Genomic DNA, 25,124 nt, shown 5'->3' on the forward strand with positions numbered 1-25,124 from the left:
AGCGGCGGGTCAGAACGGCCAGGCCGGCAGCTCGGGGAGCCCTGCGCGCGTCGGCCTGCCGACCAGCCAGGCCAGCAGCTCGGCCCGGGGCAGCTCCGGCGGCACGACCTCGGGCGCCGCCTCGGCGAGTTCGGGCAGATCCCGCGTCAGGATCTCCTCGACGAACGCGTCGGGCCAATCCGGGGCGGTGTATCCGGTGCCGAGGTCGACGTGATGGATCTCGAGCTCGCACCAGCGGAGCGCGGGGATGCCGCGTGCTGCGGTCGGCTTGCGCCACGACACCGGGGTGTCGAGCTGGTCGGCCCCGATTTTCCGCAGTGATTCGATCACCCGTCGCCCGGCGAATCGCAGGTCGGCGTCCAGCAGCTCGACGGGGCGGTCCGCACCCTCCTCGATGGCGGCGCCCCGTGCCTCCCGCCCGCCCGGGTACATCTCGGGCCGGGTCCCGGACAACACACCGGCGGCCAGCCGGTTCAGCGCGTCGGCGTTGCGAGCGAGGTGCGTGACGACGTGACCTCGGCTCCAGCCCGGCAGCAGGGAGTCGCCCCTGGCCTGCTCGTCCGACAGTTCGGCGACCGCGGCCTCCAGCCGCGCCTGCGAGCGCTCGATCTCCGCAAGGACCTCGGGGTACGGCAGCGTCATGGCCGCAGCCTATCGACATCCGGATCCGGCCGCCCGCGGTGGCGGGGCTCACGGAACCATCCGCTGTGCCCGCGCGTTCTACTTGGCAGAAGCCGCTGCGACAGCTGCTCCGCGCCGATGCCCGCGCTAACGGACACTGCCCGCGGCGGTCGCGGTAACCTTGAACCTCCGGTGAGCAGCCGGAACCCGGCGCACTGTGCTCGACCGGAACTGGAAAGGACTGGCCTGCAGAGGCTGAACCTGTATGAATCGCAAGACTGTGTTTCGCAACCTGGCGATTGTCGCCGGCATCCTGCTGATCATTTACGCGTTCAGCTATTTCGGTAACGACACCCGCGGGTACAAGAACGTCGACACCTCGGTGGCCATCGCCCAACTCGACGCGAAGAACGTCACCGATGCGCAGATCGACGACCGCGAGCAACAGCTCCGCCTGACGCTGAAGCAGGGCAACGACGCGACCGACAACTCGAACCAGATCCTCGCGAAGTACCCGAGCGCGGCCTCCGAGCAGATCTTCACCGCCGTCCAGAACGCGGGCGTGGAGAAGTACAACACCAAGGTGAGCCAGGAGAGCTGGCTGACCTCGATCCTGCTGTTCGTGCTGCCGATGGTGATCCTGCTCGGCCTGTTCGTCTTCGTGATGGGTCGGATGCAGGGCGGTGGCCGCGGCGGCGTGATGGGCTTCGGGAAGTCGAAGGCCAAGCAGCTCACCAAGGACATGCCCAAGACCACGTTCGCGGATGTGGCAGGCGCCGACGAGGCCGTCGAAGAGCTGTACGAGATCAAGGACTTCCTGCAGAACCCGGCCCGCTACCAGGCGCTCGGCGCGAAGATCCCGAAGGGCGTCCTGCTCTACGGCCCGCCAGGAACCGGTAAGACGCTGCTCGCGAGGGCCGTCGCGGGCGAGGCCGGGGTGCCGTTCTTCACCATCTCGGGCTCGGACTTCGTCGAGATGTTCGTCGGTGTCGGTGCCTCCCGGGTGCGCGACCTGTTCGAGCAGGCCAAGCAGAACAGCCCATGCATCATCTTCGTCGACGAGATCGACGCGGTCGGCCGTCAGCGTGGCGCAGGCCTCGGCGGCGGACACGACGAGCGCGAGCAGACCCTCAACCAGCTGCTGGTCGAGATGGACGGCTTCGGCGACCGCACCGGCATCATCCTGATCGCCGCGACCAACCGTCCTGACATCCTCGACCCGGCGCTGCTGCGTCCTGGCCGGTTCGACCGGCAGATCCCGGTGAGCAACCCGGACCTGGCGGGCCGCCGGGCGATCCTCAAGGTGCATTCGCAGGGGAAGCCGCTCGATCAGCACGCGGACCTCGAGGGCCTGGCCAAGCGGACCGTCGGTATGTCGGGCGCTGACCTGGCGAATGTCATCAACGAGGCCGCGCTCCTGACCGCACGCGAGAACGGCGCCCTGATCACGGAGGCGGCGCTCGAGGAGTCGGTCGACCGCGTCATCGGCGGCCCGCGCCGCAAGAGCCGGATCATCAGCGAGCACGAGAAGAAGATCACCGCGTACCACGAGGGCGGGCACACCCTTGCCGCCTGGGCGATGCCGGACATCGAGCCGATCTACAAGGTCACCATCCTGGCCCGCGGTCGCACCGGCGGACACGCCATGACGGTGCCCGAGGACGACAAGGGCCTGATGACCCGCTCGGAGATGATCGCCCGGCTGGTGATGGCGATGGGCGGCCGCGCCGCCGAGGAGCTCGTCTTCCACGAGCCGACCACCGGTGCATCGTCCGATATCGACCAGGCCACCAAGATCGCCCGCGCGATGGTCACCGAGTACGGCATGAGCGCCAAGCTGGGTGCGGTCCGCTACGGGCAGGAGCAGGGCGATCCGTTCCTCGGCCGGTCGATGGGGGTGAGCTCCGAGTACTCACACGAGGTCGCAAGGGAGATCGACGAGGAGGTGCGCAACCTCATCGAGGCCGCGCACACCGAGGCGTGGGCGATCCTCAACGAGCACCGCGACCTGCTGGACGTGGTGGCCACCGAGCTGCTCGAGCGCGAGACCCTCACCCGCAAGGATCTGGAGCAGATCTTCTCGAGTGTGGAGAAGCGACCCCGGATCACCGCGTTCAACGACTTCGGTGGTCGGACGCCGTCCGACAAGCCGCCGGTGAAGACGCCGCGTGAGCTGGCGATCGAGCGCGGTGAGCCGTTGCCCGACGACTCGGTGCGGCAGCCGACCTTCAGCAAGCCCCGCGAGACGGTTCCGCCCACGGCTCCGGTCCCGGGTCCGCAGAACGGCTACCCGATGCCGGCTCCGAACGGCGGCGGTTACCAGCCGTACCCGGACCCGCGACAGCAGCAGCCCCAGCACGGCACCATGCCGGACTACGGCGCGCCTGCCGGTTGGTCGGCGCCCGGTTGGCCGCCGCGGGATGCGGGCGAGCACCAGCAGCACCAGCAGCCGCAGCAGCACGCCCAGAACCCGCAGAACCCGTACGGCGGGTATCCGCAGTGGAGTCCGCCGCAGAAGCCCGAGGACGAGGGCGGGCCGGCAACCGAGCGCTGGGAAGGGCCGAACGGCCAGCAGTAGTCCGGCGGTAACTAGGCTTACCCACTGATCGCGTCGCACGGCGTGGTCGGTGGGTAACGGTCGGCGAGAGTGGAGGTTCGGTCGCGTGTCGGTCAATCAACTCGGTGGTGCGAATTCCCGTGACGCATCGACGTCACAGGAACGCGACGCAGCGGAGGCCCCGGAGCGTGTCGCCGCGGCGCCGCTCGAGTGCGTCGAGACCGGGCGGGTCTTCGACCAGCCGCGCGCCGAGGCCGCGATTCGTGAACTGCTGATCGCGGTCGGCGAGAACCCGGATCGGCCGGGTCTGCTCGACACCCCGGCCCGGGTGGCCCGGGCATACCGGGAGGTCTTCGCGGGCCTCTACACGGATCCGGATTCGGTGCTCAACACCACCTTCGACGAGGGACACCAGGAACTGGTGCTGGTCCGCGACATCCCGATGTACTCGACCTGCGAGCATCACCTGGTGTCGTTCCACGGCGTCGCACACGTCGGCTACATCCCGGGCTCCACCGGGCGGGTCACCGGGCTCTCGAAGCTCGCGCGACTGGTCGACCTGTACGCGAAGCGTCCGCAGGTGCAGGAGCGGTTGACCAGTCAGATCGCCGACGCGATGGTGCGCAAGCTCGATCCCCGCGGGGTCATCGTCGTGGTGGAGGCCGAGCACCTGTGCATGGCCATGCGCGGCATCAGGAAGCCGGGCGCCAGCACCACCACCTCCGCCGTGCGCGGTCTGCTGCAGTCGAGTGCCGCCTCGCGTTCCGAGGCTCTGGACCTGATCCTGCGCAAGTGACGGTGCCGATGCCGGGCCGCTGCGTGGTGATGGGAGTCCTCAACGTCACCAGCGACTCGTTCTCGGACGGCGGCCGCTACCTGGACCAGGACGCCGCGATCGAGCACGGCCTCGAGCTGAGCCGGCTGGGCGTGGACATCGTGGACGTTGGCGGCGAATCGACCCGGCCCGGTGCGGCGCGGGTGGATCCGGTGGTCGAGGCCGAGCGCATCCGCCCGGTGATCGCGGCCCTGGCGGCCGAGAAGATCACGGTCAGCGTCGACACCATGCGCGCGTCGGTGGCCGCGGCCGCGATCGAGGCGGGGGCCACGATCGTCAACGACGTCTCCGGTGGCCGCGCCGATCCGGCGATGGCCGCGGTGATGGCGGACGCTGGCCTGCCCTGGATCCTGATGCACTGGCGCTCCGCGGGCGAATACGTGCACGCAGGCGGGGTGGAACACTACGACGACGTGGTGGCGGAGGTCGGCGAGGAACTGCTGACCCAGGTCGACCTCGCGGTTCGGGCAGGCGTCGATCCGAGCCGGCTGATCCTCGATCCCGGGCTGGGATTCGCGAAGACCGCCGAACACAACTGGGCGCTGCTCGGCGCGCTGCCACGGCTCAACGCGCTGGGTTTCCCGGTGCTCATCGGGGCCTCCCGCAAGCGCTTCCTCGGCAGCCTGCTCGCGGATGAACACGGCGACCGCGCACCCGACGGACGCGAGGTCGCAACGGCCGTCGTCTCGGCCCTCGCCGCGCGCGGCGGCGCCTGGGGCGTGCGGGTGCACGACGCACGGGGATCCCTCGACGCGATCGCGGTCGTGAACGCGTGGAGCGCGGCTGAGGAGAAGCACGATGGCTGATCGAATCGAGTTGCGCGGGTTGCGGGTCCGCGGCAATCACGGCGTCTTCGAGCACGAGAAGCGGGACGGCCAGGACTTCGTCGTCGACGTCACGGTGTGGATGGACCTGGCGCCCGCCGCGGCCTCGGACGATCTCGCCGACACCATGCACTACGGCGAGCTCGCCGAGACCGCGGCCGCGATCGTGGCAGGCCCCTCGCGCGACCTCATCGAGACGGTGGCGGGGGAAATCGCCGACGCGGTGCTGACCGACGATCGGGTGAACGCGGTGGAGGTGACGGTCCACAAGCCGTCGGCGCCGATCCCGCTGACCTTCGTCGACGTCGCCGTCGTGGCGCGCCGTTCCCGCAAGGGCCTGCGCGGATGAGTCGCGCGGTGCTCTCCATCGGGTCGAATCTCGGCGACCCGTTCGAGAACCTGCGATCCGTCGTCGACGCGCTCGGCGATCGCCTGGTCGCGGTGTCCGGGGTGTACGCGACGGCGCCGTGGGGCGGCGTCGAGCAGCAGGATTTCCTCAACGCGACGCTGATCGCCGACGATCCCGAGCTGGACTGCCGCGGCTGGCTGCGGTTCGGGCAAGAGCTGGAGGCTGCCGCGGACCGGGTGCGCGAACAGCGCTGGGGTCCGCGCAGCCTGGACGTGGACGTGGTCGACTGCGACGGCCTCGTCAGTGCCGACCCGGAATTGACGTTGCCGCATCCGCGGGCCCACGAGCGGGCGTTCGTGCTCGTCCCGTGGCTGGAGATCGACCCCGATGCCACGCTGACCGTGCGGGGAGCCAGGGTGCCCGCCCGAGAGCTGCTCGGCGACCTCGACGCCACCGAGCGCGACGGGGTGCGGCGGACCGAGCTCCGGTTGGTGCGGCCGTGACGGTGGTGCGCCGGTGATGTCGACCACCCGGATCCGGGACCTGCTCGGGCTGGCGGCCTTCGCGGCCATCGCGACCTGGCTGCTGGTTCGCGCCTTCTATGGGTCGCTCCCGCCGATCCCGCTGTTCGCCGGCGCCTCGCTCTATCCCGTCGCCGCCATCGAGATGGGCGTCGCCTTCATGATCCGTTCGCGGGTCAGGGGGCATCAGCTCGGGCAGGGCCCGCGCCAGCTCCACCCCATCACCGCGGCGCGGGCGGTGGCGCTGGCCAAGGCTTCGGCGCTGGTGGGGGCCGCCACTTCAGGTGTCTGGCTCGGATTGCTCCTGTATCTGCTGCCGCAGCGCTCGACGGTTCAGGCGGCGTCCGATGACACCGCTGGCACCGTCGTCGGTCTTGTCGCGGGCGTGGCGCTGGTCGCCGCGGCGCTCTGGCTCGAGCACTGCTGCAAGGCCCCGGACGAACCGCCGGACGAGCCTGCAGTCTAGCGGCGGCTCAGCCGGATTGACGCTCGACCACCCATGCGGCGATCTGCGTGCGGGAGTTGAATCCCAGCTTCGCCAGCACGTGCTCGACGTGTCCCTGCGCGGTCCGCTGCGCGATCACCAGCTTGGCGGCGATGGCCTTGTTGGTCAGGCCCTGCGCGACCAGCTCGGCGACCTGGAGTTCGCGCGGCGTCAGGGCCGTCGCAGCACCCGCCGGCTGCGGATTCTCCTCGCCGAGGTCCTCCCCGAGCGCGAACGCGATCGTCTCCTGCGCCGTCCAGCGCTCGCCGCTGCGAAAGGCCGACTCGAACGCCTGCTCGCCCAGCGCCCTTCGGGTCCGTCGCTCGCACTCCTCGTGGTACGACTCCAGCTTCGGGACCACCGCTCCCGGGCTACCCACCCGCTGCCACATGGTCCGCGCCGCGCCGAACAGCAGCGCGGCACGGCGGGCCCGGTCCGTGACGATGGCCGTCCATGCCTTGGCCTCCACGCACATCGCGGTCGCGAGCATGTCGTCGGCCTCACGGGAGAGCCGCAGGCCCTTCTCGAGCAGCCCGTCCGCCCGCTGCGGATCGGTCTTCCACAGCGCCAGCCCGAGGGCGCAGACCGCGTAGGCGCGGTAGACGAACTCGCCGGTGGCCTCGCTGATCGCGAGGGCCTGTTCCTGGTACTCGATGGCACGAGCGGCATCGTCGAGCAACCCGTACGCCACGGCGAGTCCGAGCAGGGTCGAGATCTGTCGGATGGGATTCCCCTGCGTGCGGAAGACCTCGAGGGCCTCCTCCAGACAGGCCACCGCGCGGGGGAGATCACCGCTGAAGGCGGCCAGGTACCCGGCAGCGTGCATCACGAGCGCGCGGGTGCCCGGATCGCCGAGTTCGTCGGCGAGCTGGAGCGCCTCCTCCGCCTGTGCCGTCCCTGCGGCGATGTCGCCCTGGTTGCTGGTGAGCAGGCAGTCGGCACACAGCGCCTTGATCCGATGGGCGGTCGGGACCTCTCCGGGCAGGCCGAGTGCGCGGTCGAGCCAGTATCGCCCCTCGCTGAGCAGGCCACGGGAGAGCCAGAACGGGAACAGGGCGATGGCGATCCGCAGGGCGTGGTCCGCCCCGCCGGGCTCGGTCGCACTGAACTGCATGGCCTCGCGCAGATTCGGTTGCTCCCTGGCGATACGGACCATCAGATCCGGCTGTCGGGGGCCGATCCACTCGGAGCGTGCTCCCAGCACCAGCCCCTCGTACCAGTCCCTGTTCCGCCGGAGCAGGTCATCGAACTCGTCCGCTTCGTGCAGTTTCTCGCGCCCGTACTCGCGGAGGGTTTCGAGCATCCGGTACCGCACCGCGGCGCCTGCCTCCTCGCGGATCAGGATCGACTTGTCCACCAGCGAGGCCAGCACGTCGAGCAGGTCGCGCGGATCGACCATCCCGCCCGCACAGACTCCTTCGGCGGCATCCAGCCCGAAGCTGCCCGCGAACACCGAGAGCCGGCGCCACAGCACCTGCTCGGTCTCCGTGCACAGCTCGTGGCTCCAGTCGATGCTCATCTGCAGCGACTGCAGTCGTGTCGGCGCGCCGCGATTGCCGGTGGTCAGCAGCCGGTACCGGTCGGTCAGCCGGTCCAGGATCTGCTCCGCGGTCATCGCCCGCAGTCGCACCGCGGCCAACTCGATCGGTAGCGGCAACCCGTCCAACTGACGACAGATCTGTGCGACGGCCTCCAGGTTCTCCTCGGTGAGAGCGAAGCCGGGCAGCGCCGCGGCGGCGCGCTCGACGAACAGTGTCACCGCCTCGGAGCCCGCCAGGGCCTGCGGCGTCGGGGTGGCATCGGGGACCGTCAGCGCGGGCACCCGCAGCACCGCCTCGCCGCCGATGACGAGCGGTTCCCGGCTCGTCGCGAGGATCCGCAGGTCCGGGCAGGACCGGAGTAGGGAATCCGTGAGCTTCGCGACCGCGTCGATCAGGTGCTCGCAGTTGTCCAGCACCAACAACAGGGTGCGGGTGGCCAGGTACTCGGTCAGCAGGACCAGCGGCGGGTGCGCCGGATGTTCCCGGAGGCCCAACGCGGTGGCGACGGTGTCGGGTACCAGCGCCTCGTCCTGGAGCTCCCCGAACTCGACGAGCCACACCCCGTCCTCGAACGCGCGACGCGAGTCCTCCGCCACCCGTAGTGCGAGACGGGTCTTCCCGACGCCGCCGATCCCGGTCGGTGTCACCAATCGGGCAACAGAGAGCAGCCGTTTGGCCTCGGCGAGTTCGGGCCGACGCCCGACGAAGCTCGTCGGTTCGATGGGTAGGTTCCCGATGACCTTGGCCCGGGTGGCGGGCGGCATCGCACCGTCCCTCTCGTCTCGTGGTCCCCTCTGGCTACGGTACCGTTCGGCCGCACATCCCCGGGTCGTCTCAGCTCAGGACATCCCTCCCGAATTCCACCGAGTCCGCTCCGGCCGGACACGGGCTCGGCCCGTTGCGACGGCGGGTGGTCGGTCCGGACGGCTATCCTCGGCTGCATGACGGTTTCTGGTCGCGCGGGCTCGCTTCGGCGGTACAAGCGCAGCACGAGCCAGATGTTCGTCGCCGCGCTGGTGGCGTTGGCGGTGATCGCGAGCCTGTTCATGATCTTCAGCAACAGCGTCCAATTGCTGCGTGTCGGCCTGGTCGTCGCACTCTGGGCGGCGGTCATCGCGGCCATCGCGATGACCAAGTACCGCCGCGAGTCGGCCGCCGACAAGGCGAAGGTGCGCGATCTGCAGACTGTGTACGAGTTGCAGCTCGAGCGTGAGATCACCGCCAGGCGCGAGTACGAGATGGGCGTCGAGGCCAAGGTCCGCGATGAGGCGAATCTCGATGTCTCCGAGATCGCGGCCCTGCGGGCGGAGTTGGCGGCGCTGCGCGGCAGCCTCGAGGTGTTGTTCGAGGGCAGGCTGCCGGTCGACCGGGTCGCGCTGCAGGCCGATGCCAGCCGGATCCCGGAGCTGGCGAGCCCGGCGCGGCCGAAGACGTTCACCCCCGACCCCGCGTACGCGGCCACCCCAGGCGCGAGGCCGACGTTCGCCACACCGGACGACGATCCGGTCACCGCCGAGGTCATGGTCGTCGGCGAGTCCGAGCCGGAGCCCGCCGCTTCGGCAGAGGCGTTCCCGATCCCGAGGCAGGTGCCCCCACCGCGCCAGGCCCCTCAGCCCGCCGCGACGCAGCCGCCGCCCGAGCCGGTGCCTCCGATCCCGGTTCCCGAGCCGGTGCCGCCCGCTCCGGAACCCGCACCGCTGCCCGAACCGGAGCCCGTTCCGGTGCCCGAGCCGGGGCCGTCGCCCGAGCCCACGCCTACGCCCACGGACGAGGTCTCGTCCCGCAGGGCGCGGCGGCGCGCAGCGGAGTCGGAGCCCGCGGCCGAGGCCGAGGGTGAGCAGGCCGTTCCTGCAGGCGCGCACTCGACGGGGCTCTCGGTCGCCGAGATCATGGCGAACATGAAGACCCCGGAGCCCGAGACGGACGGGCCGAGGTCCGGTCGTCGTCGTCGCGACTGAGCCGATCCCCTCAGGGGGCGTGCCCTAGATCACTCTGTTCCGCCATGGCGGCCGTCCCGGCGCGGCGGCTATCCTCGCTGTGAACGTCTGGTACCCGCCCTGCGGGACTGGAACGAACGAGAGGACAACGGTGACCTCCTCCGAGATCACTCAAGACCCCGCGCCCGCACGATTGACCATCGGAATCGTCTCGGCGGGACGCGTGGGAACGGCGATCGGTGCCGCGCTCGAGCGCGTCGGCCACATCGTCGTCGCCTGTTCCGCGGTGTCCGACGCGTCGATTCGCCGGGCCGAGACCAGGCTTCCCGAGACCGAGATCCTGCCCGCCGCCGAGGTGGCGTCGCGCTGCGAGCTGTTGCTGCTTGCCGTCCCGGACGCAGAGCTCGCTGGGCTGGTCAGCGGCCTGGCCGCCACCCGCTCCGTCAAGCCAGGCACCCTCGTCGCACACACCTCGGGCGCCAACGGCGTCGGTGTGCTCGAGCCGCTGACCGCCCTCGGCGCGCTGCCGATGGCGATCCATCCCGCCATGACCTTCACCGGGCACGACGAGGACACCGCGCGGCTGTCCTCCGCGTGTTTCGGTATCACCGCGGCGGATGAGATCGGCTACGCGATCGCGCAGTCCCTGGTCCTCGAGATCGGTGGGGAGCCCGTCCGGGTCCGCGAGGAGGCCCGTGCGCTGTACCACGCGGCTCTCGCCCACGGCAGCAATCACCTGGTCACCCTGGTCGTGGACGCCGTCGCCGCGCTCCGCGTCGCCCTGGCGGGGGACGAACTCCTCGGCCAGCAGCTCGTCGACGACCAGCCCAACGGGGTGGCCGAGCGGGTGCTGGGCCCGCTGCTGTCGGCCGCCCTTGACAACGCGCTGCGGCGCGGTCCGGCGGCGCTGACCGGGCCGGTGGCCCGCGGCGACGCCGCGGCCGTCGCGACCCACCTCCGGGTCCTCGAGGACGTCGACCCCCGGATCGCGGCCGGCTACCGCGCCCTCTCGCTCCGGTCCGCTCAGCGGACCGGGTCCAAGCCCGAACTGATCGAGATCCTGGAGGGCCGCTCGTGAACGGCTACACACGCGGTGAACTGACCGTGCACCACGAACCCGCCGAGCTGACCAAGGTCACCAAGGCGCTGCGCGGCGTCGGGCGCCAGGTGGCGTTGGTGCCGACCATGGGCGCGCTGCACGCGGGTCACCTGGAGATCGTCCGCCAGGCCAAGCTGCGCGGCAGCGTGGTGGTGGTGTCCATCTTCGTCAACCCGTTGCAGTTCGGTGCGGGCGAGGATCTCGACGCGTACCCGCGCACCCTGGATCGGGACCTCGAACTGCTGCGCGAGGCCGGGGTGGAGCTGGTGTTCGCACCGTCGGCGGCCGCGATGTACCCGGCGGGCAGGCGCACCATGATCCACCCGGGTCCTCTGGGCAGTGAGCTCGAAGGCGCCAGCCGCCCGACGCACTTCGCCGGGATGCTGACCGTCGTGAACAAGCTGTTCCAGATCGTCGGACCCAACCTCGCGTACTTCGGTGAGAAGGACTACCAGCAGCTCGCGCTGATCCGACAGATGGTCCGCGACCTGAACCTGGACGTCGAGGTCTACGGCGTCCCGACGGTGCGCGAGCAGGACGGCCTCGCGCTGTCCTCGCGGAACCGGTACCTCGACGAGGCCCAGCGCACCGCGGCCGCGACCATCTCTGCCGCGCTGGTGGCGGGCGCGCACGCGGCGGCCGGTGGAGCCGAGGCGATCCTCACCACCGCCCGCGAGGTGCTGGCGACGACCCCGGAGGTGGAGGTCGACTACCTCGAGGTCCGTGGCGTCGACCTGGGACCCGCGCCCGAGCGCGGGGACGGGCGGCTGCTCGTCGCGGCCAAGGTCGGTAACACCCGATTGATCGACAACGTCGGCGTCGCCGTCGGCACCGGATTCCTCGAACGGGAAGAGGATTCCCGCACCACGCAGACGACAGCGGCGGGGTAAGAGCGCCCCCTCTTCCGACCCTGATTTCCAGCCAGACCCGAAGGACACAACATGTTTCGCACCATGATGAAGTCGAAGATCCACCGCGCCACCGTGACCCACGCCGACCTGCATTACGTCGGTTCGGTCACCGTGGACCAGGACCTGATGGACGCCGCCGACCTGCTCGAGGGCGAGCAGGTGTGCATCGTGGACATCAACAACGGCGCCCGCCTCGAGACCTACGTGATCGCGGGTGAGCGTGGCTCCGGGGTGATCGGGATCAATGGTGCGGCAGCGCATCTGGTTCATCCCGGCGACCTGGTCATCCTCATCGCCTACGGCGTGATGAACGAGCAGGAGGTCCGCGACTACCAGCCGCGTGTGGTCTTCGTCGACGCAGACAACAAGGCCATCGAGCTCGGTGCCGACCCGGCGCACGCCCCCGAGGGGTCGGGCCTGATCACGCCGCGGATGCTCTCCACCCTCGAAGACGCCTCGGCGCTGGTGTAGCCGTGCTGCTCACCGTCGACGTCCGCAACACCAACATCTCACTCGGGTTGTTCGCCGGCGCGGGTGACCACTCGAAGTTGGTGCGGGACTGGCGGATGCGCACGGATCCGCGGATGACGGCGGACGAGTTGGCCTGGATGCTGCGGGGCCTGCTCGGCGAGAGCGTGGACCAGATCGTGGGTGTGTCGGCGCTGTCGACCGTTCCGTCGGTGCTGCGGGAACTGCGGGTGATGCTGTCCCGCTACTGGGAGCACGTCCCGCACGTGGTGGTCGAACCCGGTGTGCGAACCGGGGTGCCGCTGCTGGTCGACAACCCGAAGGAGGTCGGGGCCGACCGGATCGTCAACAGTCTTGCCGCGCACCACCTTTACGGGGGACCGTGCATCGTCGTGGACTTCGGGGTCGCGACCTGTGTCGATGTGGTCTCGGCGAAGGGCGAGTTCCTGGGTGGCGCGATCGCGCCCGGTCTGGAGACCTCGACGGACGCACTCGCCTCGCACTCGGCGGCGCTGCGGAAGTTCGAGTTGGTGCGTCCGCGGGCGGTGGTCGGCAAGAACAGCGTCGAGTGCATGCAGGCCGGGGCGATCTTCGGGTTCGCCGGGTTGGTGGACGGTCTGGTGCGACGGGTGCGCGCCGAGGTGCCTGCGTTCGCGGGCAACGACGTGAACGTGATCGCCACGGGGGAGAGCGCCCCCCTGGTGATGCCGGAGTCGGAGACCATCGCGCACATCGAACGGGACCTCGCGCTCGAGGGGCTGCGGATCGTCTACGAGCGCAACCAGGCCCGACGGGCCGCGAAGCACCCGCCGGTCGGCTGACAGCCAGCCGATGGCCGGAGGGTTTGCCAATCCGGAGTTCTGTGCCACACTGGTTGCCGTGAATCGCCGCATGGTTGCTCAGGAGTGTTGTCGAGGCTGAACGCCGCCTCGATTCGTTGAGGCACGTCACAACGGCCTTGACCAATTCACCCTCCTGGAGTCTCTCCCATGCTTTCCACATCTGTGGTCTCTTCTTTGGTGCCATCACCAGTCAACGCGCTGTCCTCGCCGAGCCGTTTGCGGCCGGCCGACCTGCTGCGCATCACCGACCAGGGCGCGCAGGACGTGCTCGACGGCCGCTTCGCCGATCTGCTGCCCGGTACCGGGTCGTGGCCGACGGACGAGCGCTGGTCCACCCGCCTGCACGCCGACGATGACGTCGACGTCTGGCTGATCAGCTGGGCTCCCGGCCTCGCGACCGAACTGCACGACCATGCCGGATCGCTCGGCGCGCTCACCGTGCTGAGCGGTGTGCTGGCCGAATATCGTTGGAGCGGCGGTGAACTGAAGTACCGCACGCTCGACGCAGGCGATCAGGCCTCGTTCCCGCTCGGCTGGGTGCACGACGTCATGCAGGCCCCCGGCGACGCTGTTGGTCCGACCGCTCCGACGCTGAGCGTGCACGCCTACTCGCCGCCGCTTTCGGCGATGTCCTACTACGAGGTGACCGATCAGGGCACCCTGCGGCGTACCCGCACCGAGCTGACCGATCTCCCGGAAGGACAGTCGGCATGACCATCGACGAGATGCTCGAGAAGGCCCGCGGCAGCTTCCGCCGCATGTACGTGTTCGAGGTCGCCGAGGCCGTCGCCCGCGGCGCGATCATCGTCGACATCCGGCCGCAGGCCCAGCGTGCCGCCGAGGGCGCGCTGCCGGGCGCGCTGGCGATCGAACGGAACGTGCTCGAGTGGCGCCTCGACCCGGCGAGCAGCGCGCGCATCGCGCTGGCCGCCGACCACGACGTCGAGTGGATCGTGGTCTGCTCGGAGGGCTACACGTCCAGCCTGGCGGCCGCGGCGCTGCAGGAACTGGGTCTGCACCGGGCCACCGACCTCGTCGGCGGGTACCAGGCGCTCCGTTCCGCGGGCTTGCTCGGCGTCGCAACCAGGGCCCGGCACTACGTTCGGGAGGCCGCGGCCGTCGCCGCTCACTGAGGGCGCATTATGCTGGTCACCCGTGAGTGATGCAGCAATCCAGCCGGCCGATGACACCCCCGAGCAGCTCCGGATCCGCCGAGAGAAGCGGGACCGGATCCTGGCGCAGGGGCAGGAGGCCTATCCGGTCTCGGTGCCGCGCACCCACTCGCTCGCACAGGTGCGCGCGCAGCATCCTGACCTGGAGCCGGACACGGCCACGGGCACCGAGGTCGGCGTCGTCGGCCGGGTGATCTTCGTCCGCAACACCGGCAAGCTCTGCTTCGCGACGTTGCAGGAGGGCGACGGCACCCAGCTGCAGGCCATGATCAGCCTGGCCTCCGTCGGCGAGGACGCGCTGGCCGCGTGGAAGTCGGACGTCGACCTGGGCGACTTCGTCTTCGTGCATGGCGAGGTGATCAGCTCTCGCCGCGGTGAGCTCTCGGTGATGGCCGACGCCTGGCAGATCGCCTCGAAGTCGCTGCGTCCGCTGCCGGTCGCGCACAAGGAGATGAACGAGGAGTCGCGGGTCCGTCAGCGCTACGCCGACCTGATCGTGCGGCCCGAGGCGCGGGAGATGGCCCGCAAGCGCGTCGCGGTGGTCCGTGAGCTGCGCAACGCGCTCGAGCGGCGTGGGTTCCTCGAGGTGGAGACCCCGATGCTGCAGACGCTGGCGGGCGGCGCCGCGGCGCGCCCGTTCATCACCCATTCGAATGCGCTCGACATCGATCTGTATCTGCGTATCGCCCCGGAACTGTTCCTGAAGCGATGCGTCGTCGGCGGTATCGAGAAGGTTTTCGAGATCAACAGGAACTTCCGCAACGAGGGCATCGATTCGACGCACTCGCCGGAGTTCGCGATGCTCGAGACCTACGAGGCGTACGGCACCTACGACGATTCCGCGACGATGACCCGCGAATTGATCCAGGAGGTGGCGCAGGCCGCGTTCGGTACCCAGCTGGTGACGCTCGCGGACGGCACCGAGTACGACCTCGGCGGCGAGTGGAAGACGCTCGAGATGTACCCGTCGTTGTCCGAGGCGATCGGGGTGTCCGTCACCCCCGAGATGACCGTCGACGAACTGCTGGCCCTCGCGGAGAAGGTCGGACTCGAGGTGCCCAAGGACAAGGGCTACGGCCACGGCAAGCTCGTCGAGGAGCTGTGGGAGCACCAGTGCGGCGACCAGCTCTTCGCGCCCACCTTCGTCCGGAACTTCCCGGTGGAGACCTCGCCGCTGACCCGTCAGCATCGCAGTGAGCCGGGGGTGACGGAGAAGTGGGACCTCTACGTGCGCGGGTTCGAGCTGGCCACCGGCTACTCGGAACTCGTCGACCCGGTGATCCAGCGCGAGCGGTTCGTCGACCAGGCGCGGCTGGCATCGGCCGGCGACGACGAGGCGATGGCCCTGGACGAGGAGTTCCTCGCCGCGATGGAGCAGGGAATGCCGCCCACGACGGGCACCGGGATGGGGATCGACCGCCTGTTGATGGCGTTGACGGGATTGGGTATCCGCGAAACTATCCTCTTCCCAATTGTGCGACCCTCGGCTCGCTGACCTCTTTCAATTGCTAATTTGCTTTTCTCCGGTATTGCGTCCGTCGGAATGGGCGTAGACTCGTCGCAGCCGGCGCGGGGAAGCGCAAAATTGCAGTTCATTGAAAGGAAACTCGATCCATGGCGAAAAAGGTCACCGTCACCCTGATCGATGATGTGGACCAGGAAGCGGCCGCCGACGAAACGGTCGAGTTCGGTCTCGACGGCGTCACCTACGAGATCGACCTGTCGTCAGCGAATGCCGCAAAACTGCGCGAGCAGCTTGAGGTTTGGGTTTCCCACGCACGACGGTCCACCGGGCGTCGGCGGGCCAAGACCGCGGTAGCAGGCGGCAAGAGTCGGGTGGCGATCGACCGCGAACAGAGTGCGGCGATTCGCGAGTGGGCGCGGCGCAATGGCCACAAGGTTTCGGCCCGCGGTCGTATCTCGGCGGAAATCACCGAGGCGTACAACAAAGCCAACTGATCTTCCCGAAGTTTTGTGCTCTCGTTTCGCCCGCCCCATCGCATGCAGGCTGTTAGCCTCGCGATCGGGCGGGCGGACGAGGGAGCAACTCGAGGGGGAGTGTCATGCGCTGGCGAATTGTGATCGGTTCATTGATTTCGGCGGCCGCGTTGTTCTGGAGCACAGGCGCCGCGGGCGCAGCGCCCCTCCCCGAGCCCGATACCTTTCTTTCCGGCGTCATGCCGGAATTGACCAATCCGGGCGGATCGGCGCCCGGCAGCAATGACTGGTCGTGCCGGCCGACCGCGGAACATCCCACACCCGTCGTCCTGGTGCACGGCACCGCGGGCAATCGGCAGACCAACTGGGCCGCGTACGCGCCGATGCTGGCGAACGAGGGTTTCTGCGTCTTCGCCATCACCTATGGCAACTTCGCCGACCTCCCGGCGCCGCTGAGCGGGATCGGCGGCATGCTCCCCATCGACGAGAGCACCGAGCAGCTCGCGGCGTTCGTGGACCTGGTGCTCGCCGCGACCGGCGCCGACAAGGTGGACCTGGTCGGCCACTCCCAGGGCACCGTGGTGGCCAACAACTATGTGAAGTTCGGTGGCGGGGCGACCAAGGTCGGCCGGATCGTCTCGTTGGCGCCGCCGTGGGACGGCACCTACGGGGTCGACGGGTTCAGCCTCGGCGCCGCGCTGCGCGGGTTGGGCGTCGACGACGAATTCCAGCTCGGGTTCCCTGCGTGCAAAGCATGTCCCGAGATGATGCACGGCTCGGCGTTCGTTGACCGCATGCGGTCCGGCGGCCTGTACGTGCCGGGTATCGAGTACACCAACATCGTCACCCGCTACGACGAGATCGTGGTTCCGTACACCTCCGGCATCGAGCCGGGGCCGCAGGCGACCAATATCGTCGTGCAGGACGGCTGCGAACAGGACTACTCGGACCACCTCTCGATCGCGGGCGAGCGGCGCGCGCGGACGATGGTGCTCAACGCCCTCGATCCCGCGCATCAGCGCGAGGTGCCCTGCGTCTTCGTGCCGCCTATCGCCGGCTGAGTCCTTCTCCCGATCCACTGCGCACACCTTTTGACAAGGTCGCACACGCGTTGGGTGTGCAATCGCTGTGCGATCTTGGGAAAAGGTGTGCGGCCGATGCCGCATCTGCCCCTGTTCGCTGCTGGCGTAGAGCTGACGGGAAACGAAACCCCTGGCTGCTGCGTTAGGACCAGTAAGCAGGCACACTGTCCCGCAGTGAATGGGATGGAGGCGGCGCAGGTCGTACCACTGGCCACTAGAGTAGAGGTGCGGCTCGTGGATTCCGTGTAGGGATCTACCCCAAGAAGAACGTGAGGGAGAGCGATGTTCGAGAGGTTCACCGACCGCGCGCGGCGCGTTGTTGTCCTGGCCCAAGAAGAGGCCCGGATGCTCAACCACAACTACATCGGCACAGAGCACATCCTGCTCGGCCTCATCCACGAGGGTGAGGGCGTGGCGGCGAAGTCGCTGGAGTCGTTGGGTATCTCCCTTGAAGGCGTGCGCAGCCAGGTGGAAGAGATCATCGGCCAGGGTCAGCAGGCCCCGTCCGGTCACATCCCCTTCACCCCGCGCGCCAAGAAGGTGCTGGAGCTGAGCCTGCGCGAGGCGCTGCAGCTCGGCCACAACTACATCGGCACCGAGCACATCCTGCTCGGCCTCATCCGTGAGGGCGAGGGCGTGGCAGCCCAGGTGCTGGTCAAGCTGGGCGCCGACCTGAACAGGGTCCGTCAGCAGGTCATCCAGCTGCTGTCCGGCTACCAGGGTAAGGAACCCTCCGAGGCGGGCGGCACCCGCGGCGAGGCGGGCACCCCGTCGACGTCGCTGGTCCTCGACCAGTTCGGCCGGAACCTGACCCAGGCCGCCCTCGAGGGCAAGCTCGACCCGGTCATCGGCCGCTCGAAGGAAATCGAGCGGGTCATGCAGGTGCTCAGCCGCCGGACCAAGAACAACCCGGTCCTCATCGGCGAGCCGGGCGTCGGCAAGACCGCGGTCGTCGAGGGCCTGGCACAGGCCATCGTCAACGGCGAGGTCCCCGAGACGCTCAAGGACAAGCAGCTGTACACCCTCGACCTGGGTTCCCTGGTCGCGGGCAGCCGCTACCGCGGTGACTTCGAGGAGCGCCTGAAGAAGGTGCTCAAGGAGATCAACACCCGCGGCGACATCATCCTGTTCATCGACGAGCTGCACACGCTGGTCGGTGCGGGCGCGGCCGAGGGCGCCATCGACGCGGCCTCGATCCTCAAGCCCAAGCTGGCCCGCGGCGAGCTGCAGACCATCGGTGCGACCACCCTCGACGAGTACCGCAAGTACATCGAGAAGGACGCCGCCCTCGAGCGCCGGTTCCAGCCGGTCCAGGTCGGCGAGCCCACTGTCGAGCACACCATCGAGATCCTCAAGGGTCTGCGGGACCGCTACGAGGCGCATCACCGCGTCTCGATCACCGACGGCGCGCTGGTGGCCGCGGCCACCCTGGCCGACCGGTACATCAACGACCGCTTCCTGCCGGACAAGGCGATCGACCTCATCGACGAGGCGGGCGCCCGAATGCGCATCCGCCGGATGACCGCGCCGCCGGACCTGCGCGAGTTCGACGACAAGATCGCCGACGCGCGCCGGGAGAAGGAGTCCGCGATCGACGCGCAGGACTTCGAGAAGGCCGCGAACCTCCGCGACAAGGAGAAGCAGCTGGTCGCCCAGCGCTCCGAGCGGGAAAAGCAGTGGCGTTCCGGTGACCTGGACGTCATTGCCGAGGTCGACGACGAGCAGATCGCCGAGGTCCTGGGCAACTGGACCGGCATCCCGGTGTTCAAGCTCACCGAGGAGGAGACCACCCGTCTGCTCCGCATGGAGGACGAGCTGCACAAGCGGATCATCGGCCAGGAGGACGCTGTCAAGGCGGTCTCCAAGGCGATCCGCCGCACCCGTGCCGGCCTGAAGGACCCGAAGCGTCCGTCCGGTTCGTTCATCTTCGCCGGCCCGTCCGGTGTCGGTAAGACCGAGCTGTCCAAGGCGCTGGCGAACTTCCTGTTCGGCGACGACGACGCGCTCATCCAGATCGACATGGGCGAGTTCCACGACCGCTTCACCGCCTCGCGGCTGTTCGGTGCCCCTCCCGGGTACGTCGGCTATGAGGAGGGCGGCCAGCTCACGGAGAAGGTCCGGCGCAAGCCGTTCTCGGTGGTGCTGTTCGACGAGATCGAGAAGGCGCACCAGGAGATCTACAACACCCTCCTGCAGGTGCTCGAGGACGGCCGTCTCACCGACGGTCAGGGCCGCACGGTCGACTTCAAGAACACCGTGCTGATCTTCACCTCGAACCTGGGCACCGCGGACATCTCCAAGGCCGTCGGGCTGGGCTTCACCTCCGGCACGGGCAACGAGTCGAACTACGAGCGGATGAAGCTCAAGGTCAACGATGAGCTCAAGAAGCACTTCCGGCCCGAGTTCCTCAACCGCATCGACGACATCATCGTCTTCCACCAGCTGACCAAGGATCAGATCATCCAGATGGTGGACCTGATGATCGGCCGCGTCGAGAAGCAGTTGAAGAACAAGGACATGGACATCGAGCTGACCGAGCAGGCGAAGTCGCTGCTCGCCAAGCGCGGGTTCGATCCCGTCCTGGGTGCGCGGCCGCTGCGTCGCACCATCCAGCGCGAGATCGAGGACCAGCTCTCCGAGAAGATCCTCTTCAACGAGCTCGGTGCCGGCCAGATCGTGCTGGTCGACGTCGAGGGCTGGGACGGCGAGAGCGCCGGCGAGGACGCGAAGTTCACGTTCACCGGTAGTCCGAAGCCGGTCAAGGTGCCCGATTCGCCCGCGGAGGCGCTGGCGGGTGCCGGTGAGGCCCCCGTCGAGGGCGGTTCCGCAGACTAGGTTTCACGTACGACAAACGCCCCGCGAGCGAGAGCTCGCGGGGCGTTTTCGTGTCTCAGGCGGAATTCGCGGTTCAGGAGAGCGGCGTCACCGGGAAAGGGAGATCCGAGGATCCGCCGCCGTCGTCGATCTTCACCTCGACCAGTACCGTCTCGATGCCGCTGTCCGCGACCTTCTCGCCTGCCGCGTAGGCGCGGGTGCCATCGAAGCCGAAGTCGTTGTCGGAGATCAGGATCAGCCGGTTGCCGTGCATCGCGGCGCCCTCGATCTTGCCGGGCACGCCCGCGACGCCCGCGAGATTCGCGAACAGCGTCTTGTCGGCGCTGGTGATCAGCGCGCGGCCGGGGTCCAGGTCCACGGCGTGGAACCGGGCCTCGGTGTCGGTGCGCTCCTCGACCAGGACCCGGGTCTGCGACAGCGGGATCAGCGCGGAGATCTTCAGGTCGCGGCCCCTGGTGCCCGCGGCGAAGGTGGACGGGTCGTCGAACTGGTAGCCGAACTCGTGCACGGTGGCACGGGTCGCGGTGTCGAAGGTGAGCAGCTCGGTGACGGTGCGGTCCTTGTCGCCGCTGACCACGAGCGAACTCTGCAGCGCGACGGCGACGGTGTGGCCGTCGGGCAGCAGGGCGATGTCCTCGAAGCCCCGGTTGGCCTTCCGGTCGGCCAGGCCTGCGGGGAGGCTGCCGGTCACCGGGTACGCGACCCCGGCCGCGGCGTAATCGTCCTCGAGCCCGGCGGGCACGTGCCGGGCGACGACGCGGCCCTTGGCGTCGGCCTCGACGATGGAGGGACCGTACTCGTCGACCAGCCAGAAATGGCCGTCCGGAGTGCGGACCACGCCCTCGGTGTCGAGTCCGTTGGGGTTCAGCGGGAGCGGTGTGGCGGCATCGGCGGCGTACGGCTTCTCGTCGCGCGGGAGATTCGACAGGCCGGTGACGGGCGCGCCTGCGGGGGTGGTCAACGGCAGGGTCTCGAGGACGGAGATGCGGTCGCCCACGACCCGGATCCGGACCAGTGCGGGGGTGAACTCCGGGACGACGAAGGTGCGGCGGTCCGAGCCGTCCACCTTCACCTCGCCGTTGGGCCCGCGATCGGTGACGGTCCAGTACTCGTTTCCGCCCATGGGGAAGATGCCGCTGCCGATGCCGCCGAGATTGACGCCCCGGTCGTCGGCGATCTGCTTCTGGACGTCGGAGAGTGGGGTGGCGGGCAGCGTCGCGGACGACTTCACGATCGGCGCCGCGGGCGGCGCGGCGGAGGCGGGAGCCGCCGCGACGGCGGCGAGCACCGCGGCGGCGGCCGCGGTCAACATGGTTGTGTGAGTGCGCATGAGGGCTGAACCTAGGGCGGCCGGGTGACCACCAGCCGTCGGCCGGGCGAACATCGGGGTGTGGCGGGTCATCTCGGTCGGGTCGTGATCTCGTCCGTCCGTTCGTCCGGTGCCGGACCGGTCAGGAGATGTTCGATGACGGGACCCGCCCACCGCGTGATCTCGGCGTGGCCGGCCTCGGCTATCCCGGGGGTGGCGAGCACGTAGCGGGCGGTGGCCAGACCGATGATGAACGAGCCGACCATGCCGATCCGCCGGGCGGGTTCGTCGGGTGTGACCACCGACAGTGCGGGCGTCACCTGGGTGACGAAGACCGCTCTCATGGTGGCCGCGGCGCTGTCGCTGGTCATCGCCGAGCGGAGCAGGGCGAGGAATGTGCTCTGGCCCTCCCATACGGCGAAGAAGCGGGGGAGCAGGACCTCGGCCAGCCTGTCGGGTCGCACGCCGCGCAGGTCCGGGAAGTCGAGCGTGACGTGGGCGGCGGCCGCGAAAAGGTCCTTCTTGCTGCCGAAGTAGCGAATCACCAGCGCGGGATCGATTCCCACGTCTGCCGCGACGGCCCGCAGGGTGGTGCGGTCGAATCCGTCCGCGGCGAAGCGGGCTCGGGCCGCGGCGAGGATGTCAGCGCGGGTCTGTTCGGCGTTCCTGGCGCGGGTGGGTCCGGTGTTGTCGACGCTCGTGCTGCTCATTCCCCGAACCTATCCCGCACGATCGGATAAGTCACCGAGCGTGGACTTGAAGGATGGAGCGGCGTACCGTTTATGTCAACAGTCGGTGACATAGCGGGAGCGCGAGTCATGGAACAGGTCGATGTGGTCGTGGTGGGCGGTGGCCCGACGGGCCTGACGATCGCCGGTGATCTGGCCCGCGCCGGACGCGAGGTCGCCGTCCTGGAACGCTGGCCGCAGATCAATCCGTCCAGCCGGGCATTCGCGACGATGGCCCGCACGCTGGAGGTGCTCGACAGCCGCAACCTGGCGGACGGTCTGCTCGAACTGGGCACCACTATTTCCGTGGTGCACCTGTTCGCAGACGCGACACTCGACCTGGCACGGCTGCCGTCGCGATACCGGTATGCCCTGATCACCCCGCAGACCAATATGGATCAGACCCTCCTGCGGTACGCCTGCGAGCAGGGCGCCGTCATTCACCGGGGTACCGAAGTCGTTGGCCTGGAACAGGACGCCGACGGTGTCACCGTCACCGCTCGGCCCAAGGGCGGCGGCACCACCCGAGCCTGGCGGGCCCGTTACGTCGTCGGTGCCGATGGCGCCCACAGCACCGTTCGCGAGTTGCTGGGCGCACCGTTCCCCGGCAAGACCGTCCTCGAGTCCGTCGTCCTCGCGGACGTCCGTCTCGAGAACGGCCCAGGAGGCGGCGGGCCCGTACTCGGCAGCACCGCGAACGAGTTCGCGTTCCTCGTGCCGTACGGCGACGACGGCTGGTATCGGTCCGTGACGTGGGACCGCAACCACCAGCTCCCGGACAGCGCCGGGGTGGAGTCAGGGGAGGTCGAGGAGGTGCTCGGCCGGACCCTTGGCCATACGGTCGGCGTCGCCGAGATCAGCTGGCGGTCGCGGTTCCACTGCGACGAGCGGCAGGTCGAGAACTATCGACACGGACGCGTGTTCCTGGCGGGCGACGCTGCCCACGTGCATTCCCCGATGGGCGGCCAGGGCATGAACACCGGCATCCAGGACGGCGCCAACCTGGCCTGGAAACTCGACCTGGCTCTCGGCGGCGCCGATGACGCGATCCTCGACACCTACCAGTCCGAGCGACACCCGATCGGCCGCCGCGTGCTGTTCCAGAGCGGCGCGATGATGCGGGCCGTGACGCTGAGGCCGGCCCTGGCGCGGTGGGCCCGCGACCTCCTCGCGCCGAGGGTCCTCGAGTTCCTGCCGATCTCGAACCTGATCGCCGGCGCTTTCTCCGGCGTCACCCTGCGCTATCAGCACGGTCGCGGGCAGCACTCGCTCGTCGGCACCCGCGCCACCGAGGTCCCGTTGCGGCAGGGGCGACTGACCGAAATGCAACGCACCCCTGGGTTCGTGCTCGTCCGTCGTCGCGGTGCGACCCGCTGCGACACCGACGTCCTCCAAGCCGAACGAACCGACGCCGGGCCCGATCTGCTGGTGCGCCCCGACGGATACATCGCGTGGGTCGGGACCACGGCAGGTGACGGTGGCTGGCGCACGGCGCTGGGTGCGTGGACGGGGTCACCCTCGCCCGGACGTCAGTGTTGAGCGCTCCGCGGGATCCCCGTTGACGGTCGCCCCGCGTCGCGCGAGCGCGATCGCGCAGGCGGCGGTGCCGACCAGCACGAACAGGCCGGTGTCCCCGGCCAGGTATTCGTTGACGACTACGGGGTGGTCGGTGGTGATCACGTAGGTGGCGAGAACCGCGAACGAGGCGTTGTGCGCGAAGTGCGCGAGGACGGCCGGCCACACGCTGCCGGAGCGAATGCGCAGGTAGCCGAACAGGAACGAGAACGCGACCACCGCGGCGCCGAACAGGATGAGCACGAGGGCGCGCTGCCCCTCGGCGTGGTAGTACGGCGTCAGCAGGATGTAGGGGAGGTGCCAGCAGATCCACACCACGGCCACCACGAGCATCGCCCGCCGCTCGCCGAGGAACTCAAGGCGCGGCTGCAGGTATCCCCGCCAGCCGATCTCCTCGGCGAACGCGAGGATCGGCCCCGTGATGCAGAGGATGAGCGAGGACTGCAGCCAGTCGCCCGAAGGGGCGGTGAGGCTCCCCGCGCCTGCCAGCGCGACGCCGACGATCGCGAGTGCCGATACGCCCGCGGTGGCCAGCAGCGCGAAGGGCCAGTACCGCAGGCCGAGGCGGGTCATGCCGAGCGGGCGCCACCCGTCGCGCCGGTAGCCCTCCCGCGTGACGACCAGCATCATGACCAGAACCACCAGCAGTGGCGAGAAGGCGAGCAGCAGTCCCTCGGCGATGTTCGCGGTGCCGAGCGCGACCACCAGAACCAGGACGATGTAGACGATCGACGCGGTGCGATCGGGCAGGCGTGGGAACACGCGGGGACCTTCTTTCGGGAGACCGACCGGCTCAGCCTCGCGCGGGCACCCCTCCGGGGGCATCCACCCCGGAACTGATCTTGGTCCCGCCGGTCTCCTACCGTGGGCCCAGTGACGGGGACTTCAGGCCCGGCGCCGCACCGGTACTCGTGATGACGACGACGTGGGCGGCCCGCCGCGTCCGGTCCCGCCCGAACAGCGCCGCCTCCTGCCGGGCCCAGCGGTCCCAGTGCGGCCGGAACATGTCGCCGTCGCGCCGCAGGGCGCGCCGCATCCGCTCGTCCGGGTCGGCGTCGACCCACACCCGCACCGCGTAGTACCCCCGCGCCCGCCCGGTCGTCGCGCCGGCGCCCTCGACGATCAGGTATCGATGGCGGTGGACCGCGCGCCACTCCGCGTATCCGCCGCGATGCCAGTCGTAGCGCCGATAGCGCGGGACCAGGCCGCGCCCGGCGGGGGAGAGTACCCACCGCACCAGCCGGGGAACGGCCGCGGCAAGGCCGTCCCAGCCGGGGTACAGGTCGTCCATCCGGACGACCGGCGCATCGCCGAGTGCCGCGGAGACGTGCTCGGCGAGGGCGGATTTCCCTCCGCCTGAAGGGCCGTCGATGCCGACCAGGACCGGCCCCCGCCTCCGCGGCCTCCTCCTGTGGGCCGCGCGCGCCAGCACCACGATCCGGATGGCACCGCCGGCAGGCGCCGGGGTTGTCGGATCGTCATCGGGGATCATGAAC

24 protein-coding genes are annotated in these 25,124 nt (G+C 69.4%); 18 read left to right on the forward strand and 6 right to left on the reverse strand.

All coding sequences use genetic code 11. The features are described 5' to 3' along the window. Positions 1 to 9 precede the first annotated feature (9 nt). Positions 10 to 642, reverse strand: a complete 633-nt coding sequence (locus tag C8K38_RS18665; protein WP_097212910.1) for a maleylpyruvate isomerase family mycothiol-dependent enzyme — start codon at positions 640 to 642, stop codon at positions 10 to 12. 244 nt (positions 643 to 886) lie between these two features. Between C8K38_RS18665 and ftsH the strand changes: the two genes are divergently transcribed. From ftsH to C8K38_RS18695, 6 genes are all read left to right on the forward strand, one after another. Beyond that, positions 887 to 3,199 (forward strand): ATP-dependent zinc metalloprotease FtsH, encoded by a 2,313-nt coding sequence (gene ftsH, locus C8K38_RS18670; protein ID WP_097212911.1) that lies wholly within the window; start codon positions 887 to 889, stop codon positions 3,197 to 3,199. An 85-nt stretch (positions 3,200 to 3,284) separates the two neighbouring features. Further along, positions 3,285 to 3,974 (forward strand): GTP cyclohydrolase I FolE, encoded by a 690-nt coding sequence (folE, locus tag C8K38_RS18675; RefSeq protein ID WP_257017584.1) that lies wholly within the window; start codon positions 3,285 to 3,287, stop codon positions 3,972 to 3,974. Positions 3,975 to 3,982: 8 nt separating this feature from the next. Beyond that, on the forward strand, positions 3,983 to 4,819 hold the full coding sequence (folP, locus tag C8K38_RS18680) for a dihydropteroate synthase (RefSeq protein WP_077043927.1): 837 nt from the start codon (positions 3,983 to 3,985) through the stop codon (positions 4,817 to 4,819). Then, positions 4,812 to 5,186 carry a dihydroneopterin aldolase gene (folB, locus tag C8K38_RS18685; protein WP_077042992.1) on the forward strand — a complete coding sequence of 125 codons (375 nt, stop codon included), beginning with the start codon at positions 4,812 to 4,814 and terminating at the stop codon, positions 5,184 to 5,186. Before folP ends, folB begins: the two co-directional genes overlap by 8 nt. After that, positions 5,183 to 5,689, forward strand: coding sequence for a 2-amino-4-hydroxy-6-hydroxymethyldihydropteridine diphosphokinase (gene folK, locus C8K38_RS18690; protein ID WP_097212913.1), 507 nt, complete (start codon positions 5,183 to 5,185; stop codon positions 5,687 to 5,689). Before folB ends, folK begins: the two co-directional genes overlap by 4 nt. A 16-nt stretch (positions 5,690 to 5,705) precedes the next feature. Further along, a complete protein-coding gene (locus tag C8K38_RS18695; RefSeq protein ID WP_097212986.1) occupies positions 5,706 to 6,173 on the forward strand; it encodes a DUF3180 domain-containing protein in 468 nt (155 codons plus the stop codon). A 7-nt stretch (positions 6,174 to 6,180) separates the two neighbouring features. On the opposite strand, the gene C8K38_RS18700 is transcribed toward C8K38_RS18695, so the two are convergent. After that, the gene (locus C8K38_RS18700) at positions 6,181 to 8,496 is read right to left on the reverse strand and encodes an ATP-binding protein (RefSeq protein WP_097212914.1); all 2,316 of its coding nucleotides are present in this window, start codon (positions 8,494 to 8,496) and stop codon (positions 6,181 to 6,183) included. 177 nt (positions 8,497 to 8,673) lie between these two features. Between C8K38_RS18700 and C8K38_RS18705 the strand changes: the two genes are divergently transcribed. The 11 genes from C8K38_RS18705 to C8K38_RS18755 all read left to right on the forward strand — a co-directional run bounded on the left by C8K38_RS18705 (position 8,674) and on the right by C8K38_RS18755 (position 20,016). Further along, positions 8,674 to 9,690, forward strand: coding sequence for a DUF6779 domain-containing protein (locus tag C8K38_RS18705; protein WP_097212915.1), 1,017 nt, complete (start codon positions 8,674 to 8,676; stop codon positions 9,688 to 9,690). A 130-nt stretch (positions 9,691 to 9,820) separates the two neighbouring features. Continuing rightward, positions 9,821 to 10,747 (forward strand): Rossmann-like and DUF2520 domain-containing protein, encoded by a 927-nt coding sequence (locus C8K38_RS18710; protein ID WP_077042989.1) that lies wholly within the window; start codon positions 9,821 to 9,823, stop codon positions 10,745 to 10,747. After that, positions 10,744 to 11,658 (forward strand): pantoate--beta-alanine ligase, encoded by a 915-nt coding sequence (gene panC, locus C8K38_RS18715; RefSeq protein WP_097212916.1) that lies wholly within the window; start codon positions 10,744 to 10,746, stop codon positions 11,656 to 11,658. Before C8K38_RS18710 ends, panC begins: the two co-directional genes overlap by 4 nt. A 51-nt stretch (positions 11,659 to 11,709) precedes the next feature. Next, positions 11,710 to 12,150 carry an aspartate 1-decarboxylase gene (panD, locus tag C8K38_RS18720; RefSeq protein ID WP_027500490.1) on the forward strand — a complete coding sequence of 147 codons (441 nt, stop codon included), beginning with the start codon at positions 11,710 to 11,712 and terminating at the stop codon, positions 12,148 to 12,150. A gap of 2 nt (positions 12,151 to 12,152) precedes the next feature. Further along, complete coding sequence (locus tag C8K38_RS18725; RefSeq protein ID WP_097212917.1) at positions 12,153 to 12,968, forward strand: type III pantothenate kinase; 816 nt, start codon at positions 12,153 to 12,155, stop codon at positions 12,966 to 12,968. A gap of 168 nt (positions 12,969 to 13,136) precedes the next feature. After that, positions 13,137 to 13,703 carry a cysteine dioxygenase gene (locus C8K38_RS18730; RefSeq protein ID WP_097212918.1) on the forward strand — a complete coding sequence of 189 codons (567 nt, stop codon included), beginning with the start codon at positions 13,137 to 13,139 and terminating at the stop codon, positions 13,701 to 13,703. Then, positions 13,700 to 14,122, forward strand: coding sequence for a rhodanese-like domain-containing protein (locus C8K38_RS18735; RefSeq protein WP_097212919.1), 423 nt, complete (start codon positions 13,700 to 13,702; stop codon positions 14,120 to 14,122). The genes C8K38_RS18730 and C8K38_RS18735 overlap by 4 nt, the downstream gene beginning before the upstream one ends. A gap of 22 nt (positions 14,123 to 14,144) precedes the next feature. After that, the gene (gene lysS / locus C8K38_RS18740) at positions 14,145 to 15,656 is read left to right on the forward strand and encodes a lysine--tRNA ligase (protein WP_097212920.1); all 1,512 of its coding nucleotides are present in this window, start codon (positions 14,145 to 14,147) and stop codon (positions 15,654 to 15,656) included. Between the two features lie 119 nt (positions 15,657 to 15,775). Beyond that, positions 15,776 to 16,120 (forward strand): histone-like nucleoid-structuring protein Lsr2, encoded by a 345-nt coding sequence (locus C8K38_RS18745; protein ID WP_097212921.1) that lies wholly within the window; start codon positions 15,776 to 15,778, stop codon positions 16,118 to 16,120. A gap of 104 nt (positions 16,121 to 16,224) precedes the next feature. Next, the gene (locus tag C8K38_RS18750; protein ID WP_097212922.1) at positions 16,225 to 17,160 is read left to right on the forward strand and encodes an esterase/lipase family protein; all 936 of its coding nucleotides are present in this window, start codon (positions 16,225 to 16,227) and stop codon (positions 17,158 to 17,160) included. Between the two features lie 303 nt (positions 17,161 to 17,463). Further along, complete coding sequence (locus C8K38_RS18755) at positions 17,464 to 20,016, forward strand: ATP-dependent Clp protease ATP-binding subunit (RefSeq protein ID WP_097212923.1); 2,553 nt, start codon at positions 17,464 to 17,466, stop codon at positions 20,014 to 20,016. Positions 20,017 to 20,089: 73 nt separating this feature from the next. On the opposite strand, the gene C8K38_RS18760 is transcribed toward C8K38_RS18755, so the two are convergent. Beyond that, on the reverse strand, positions 20,090 to 21,346 hold the full coding sequence (locus C8K38_RS18760) for an esterase-like activity of phytase family protein (RefSeq protein ID WP_218840986.1): 1,257 nt from the start codon (positions 21,344 to 21,346) through the stop codon (positions 20,090 to 20,092). Positions 21,347 to 21,414: 68 nt separating this feature from the next. Then, positions 21,415 to 22,035: a TetR/AcrR family transcriptional regulator gene (locus C8K38_RS18765; protein ID WP_097212925.1), complete on the reverse strand. Its 621-nt coding sequence runs from the start codon at positions 22,033 to 22,035 to the stop codon at positions 21,415 to 21,417. A gap of 108 nt (positions 22,036 to 22,143) precedes the next feature. Between C8K38_RS18765 and C8K38_RS18770 the strand changes: the two genes are divergently transcribed. Next, the gene (locus tag C8K38_RS18770) at positions 22,144 to 23,592 is read left to right on the forward strand and encodes an FAD-dependent oxidoreductase (RefSeq protein WP_097212926.1); all 1,449 of its coding nucleotides are present in this window, start codon (positions 22,144 to 22,146) and stop codon (positions 23,590 to 23,592) included. Here the strand turns inward: C8K38_RS18770 and C8K38_RS18775 are convergent. Both C8K38_RS18775 and C8K38_RS18780 read right to left on the reverse strand, forming a co-directional pair. Then, positions 23,566 to 24,390 carry a CPBP family intramembrane glutamic endopeptidase gene (locus tag C8K38_RS18775; protein ID WP_179800626.1) on the reverse strand — a complete coding sequence of 275 codons (825 nt, stop codon included), beginning with the start codon at positions 24,388 to 24,390 and terminating at the stop codon, positions 23,566 to 23,568. The two genes, C8K38_RS18770 and C8K38_RS18775, sit on opposite strands and share 27 nt — an antisense overlap. 97 nt (positions 24,391 to 24,487) lie before the next feature. Beyond that, on the reverse strand, positions 24,488 to 25,120 hold the full coding sequence (locus C8K38_RS18780; protein WP_097212987.1) for a hypothetical protein: 633 nt from the start codon (positions 25,118 to 25,120) through the stop codon (positions 24,488 to 24,490). Positions 25,121 to 25,124 lie beyond the last annotated feature (4 nt).

It is taken from the genome of Rhodococcus sp. OK611, from assembly GCF_003050885.1.
GTDB classification, from domain to species: Bacteria; Actinomycetota; Actinomycetes; order Mycobacteriales; family Mycobacteriaceae; genus Rhodococcus_G; species Rhodococcus_G oryzae.

What these genes read in the sequence shown, in the direction of transcription:
- C8K38_RS18665 (WP_097212910.1), bottom strand. Translation starts at nt 642, where the DNA reads ATGACGCTGCCGTACCCCGAGGTCCTTGCGGAGATCGAGCGCTCGCAG.
- ftsH (WP_097212911.1), top strand. Translation starts at nt 887, where the DNA reads ATGAATCGCAAGACTGTGTTTCGCAACCTGGCGATTGTCGCCGGCATC.
- folP (WP_077043927.1), top strand. Translation starts at nt 3,983, where the DNA reads ATGCCGGGCCGCTGCGTGGTGATGGGAGTCCTCAACGTCACCAGCGAC.
- folB (WP_077042992.1), top strand. Translation starts at nt 4,812, where the DNA reads ATGGCTGATCGAATCGAGTTGCGCGGGTTGCGGGTCCGCGGCAATCAC.
- folK (WP_097212913.1), top strand. Translation starts at nt 5,183, where the DNA reads ATGAGTCGCGCGGTGCTCTCCATCGGGTCGAATCTCGGCGACCCGTTC.
- C8K38_RS18695 (WP_097212986.1), top strand. Translation starts at nt 5,706, where the DNA reads ATGTCGACCACCCGGATCCGGGACCTGCTCGGGCTGGCGGCCTTCGCG.
- C8K38_RS18700 (WP_097212914.1), bottom strand. Translation starts at nt 8,496, where the DNA reads ATGCCGCCCGCCACCCGGGCCAAGGTCATCGGGAACCTACCCATCGAA.
- C8K38_RS18705 (WP_097212915.1), top strand. Translation starts at nt 8,674, where the DNA reads ATGACGGTTTCTGGTCGCGCGGGCTCGCTTCGGCGGTACAAGCGCAGC.
- panD (WP_027500490.1), top strand. Translation starts at nt 11,710, where the DNA reads ATGTTTCGCACCATGATGAAGTCGAAGATCCACCGCGCCACCGTGACC.
- C8K38_RS18730 (WP_097212918.1), top strand. Translation starts at nt 13,137, where the DNA reads ATGCTTTCCACATCTGTGGTCTCTTCTTTGGTGCCATCACCAGTCAAC.
- C8K38_RS18735 (WP_097212919.1), top strand. Translation starts at nt 13,700, where the DNA reads ATGACCATCGACGAGATGCTCGAGAAGGCCCGCGGCAGCTTCCGCCGC.
- C8K38_RS18745 (WP_097212921.1), top strand. Translation starts at nt 15,776, where the DNA reads ATGGCGAAAAAGGTCACCGTCACCCTGATCGATGATGTGGACCAGGAA.
- C8K38_RS18750 (WP_097212922.1), top strand. Translation starts at nt 16,225, where the DNA reads ATGCGCTGGCGAATTGTGATCGGTTCATTGATTTCGGCGGCCGCGTTG.
- C8K38_RS18755 (WP_097212923.1), top strand. Translation starts at nt 17,464, where the DNA reads ATGTTCGAGAGGTTCACCGACCGCGCGCGGCGCGTTGTTGTCCTGGCC.
- C8K38_RS18760 (WP_218840986.1), bottom strand. Translation starts at nt 21,346, where the DNA reads ATGCGCACTCACACAACCATGTTGACCGCGGCCGCCGCCGCGGTGCTC.
- C8K38_RS18765 (WP_097212925.1), bottom strand. Translation starts at nt 22,035, where the DNA reads ATGAGCAGCACGAGCGTCGACAACACCGGACCCACCCGCGCCAGGAAC.
- C8K38_RS18770 (WP_097212926.1), top strand. Translation starts at nt 22,144, where the DNA reads ATGGAACAGGTCGATGTGGTCGTGGTGGGCGGTGGCCCGACGGGCCTG.
- C8K38_RS18780 (WP_097212987.1), bottom strand. Translation starts at nt 25,120, where the DNA reads ATGATCCCCGATGACGATCCGACAACCCCGGCGCCTGCCGGCGGTGCC.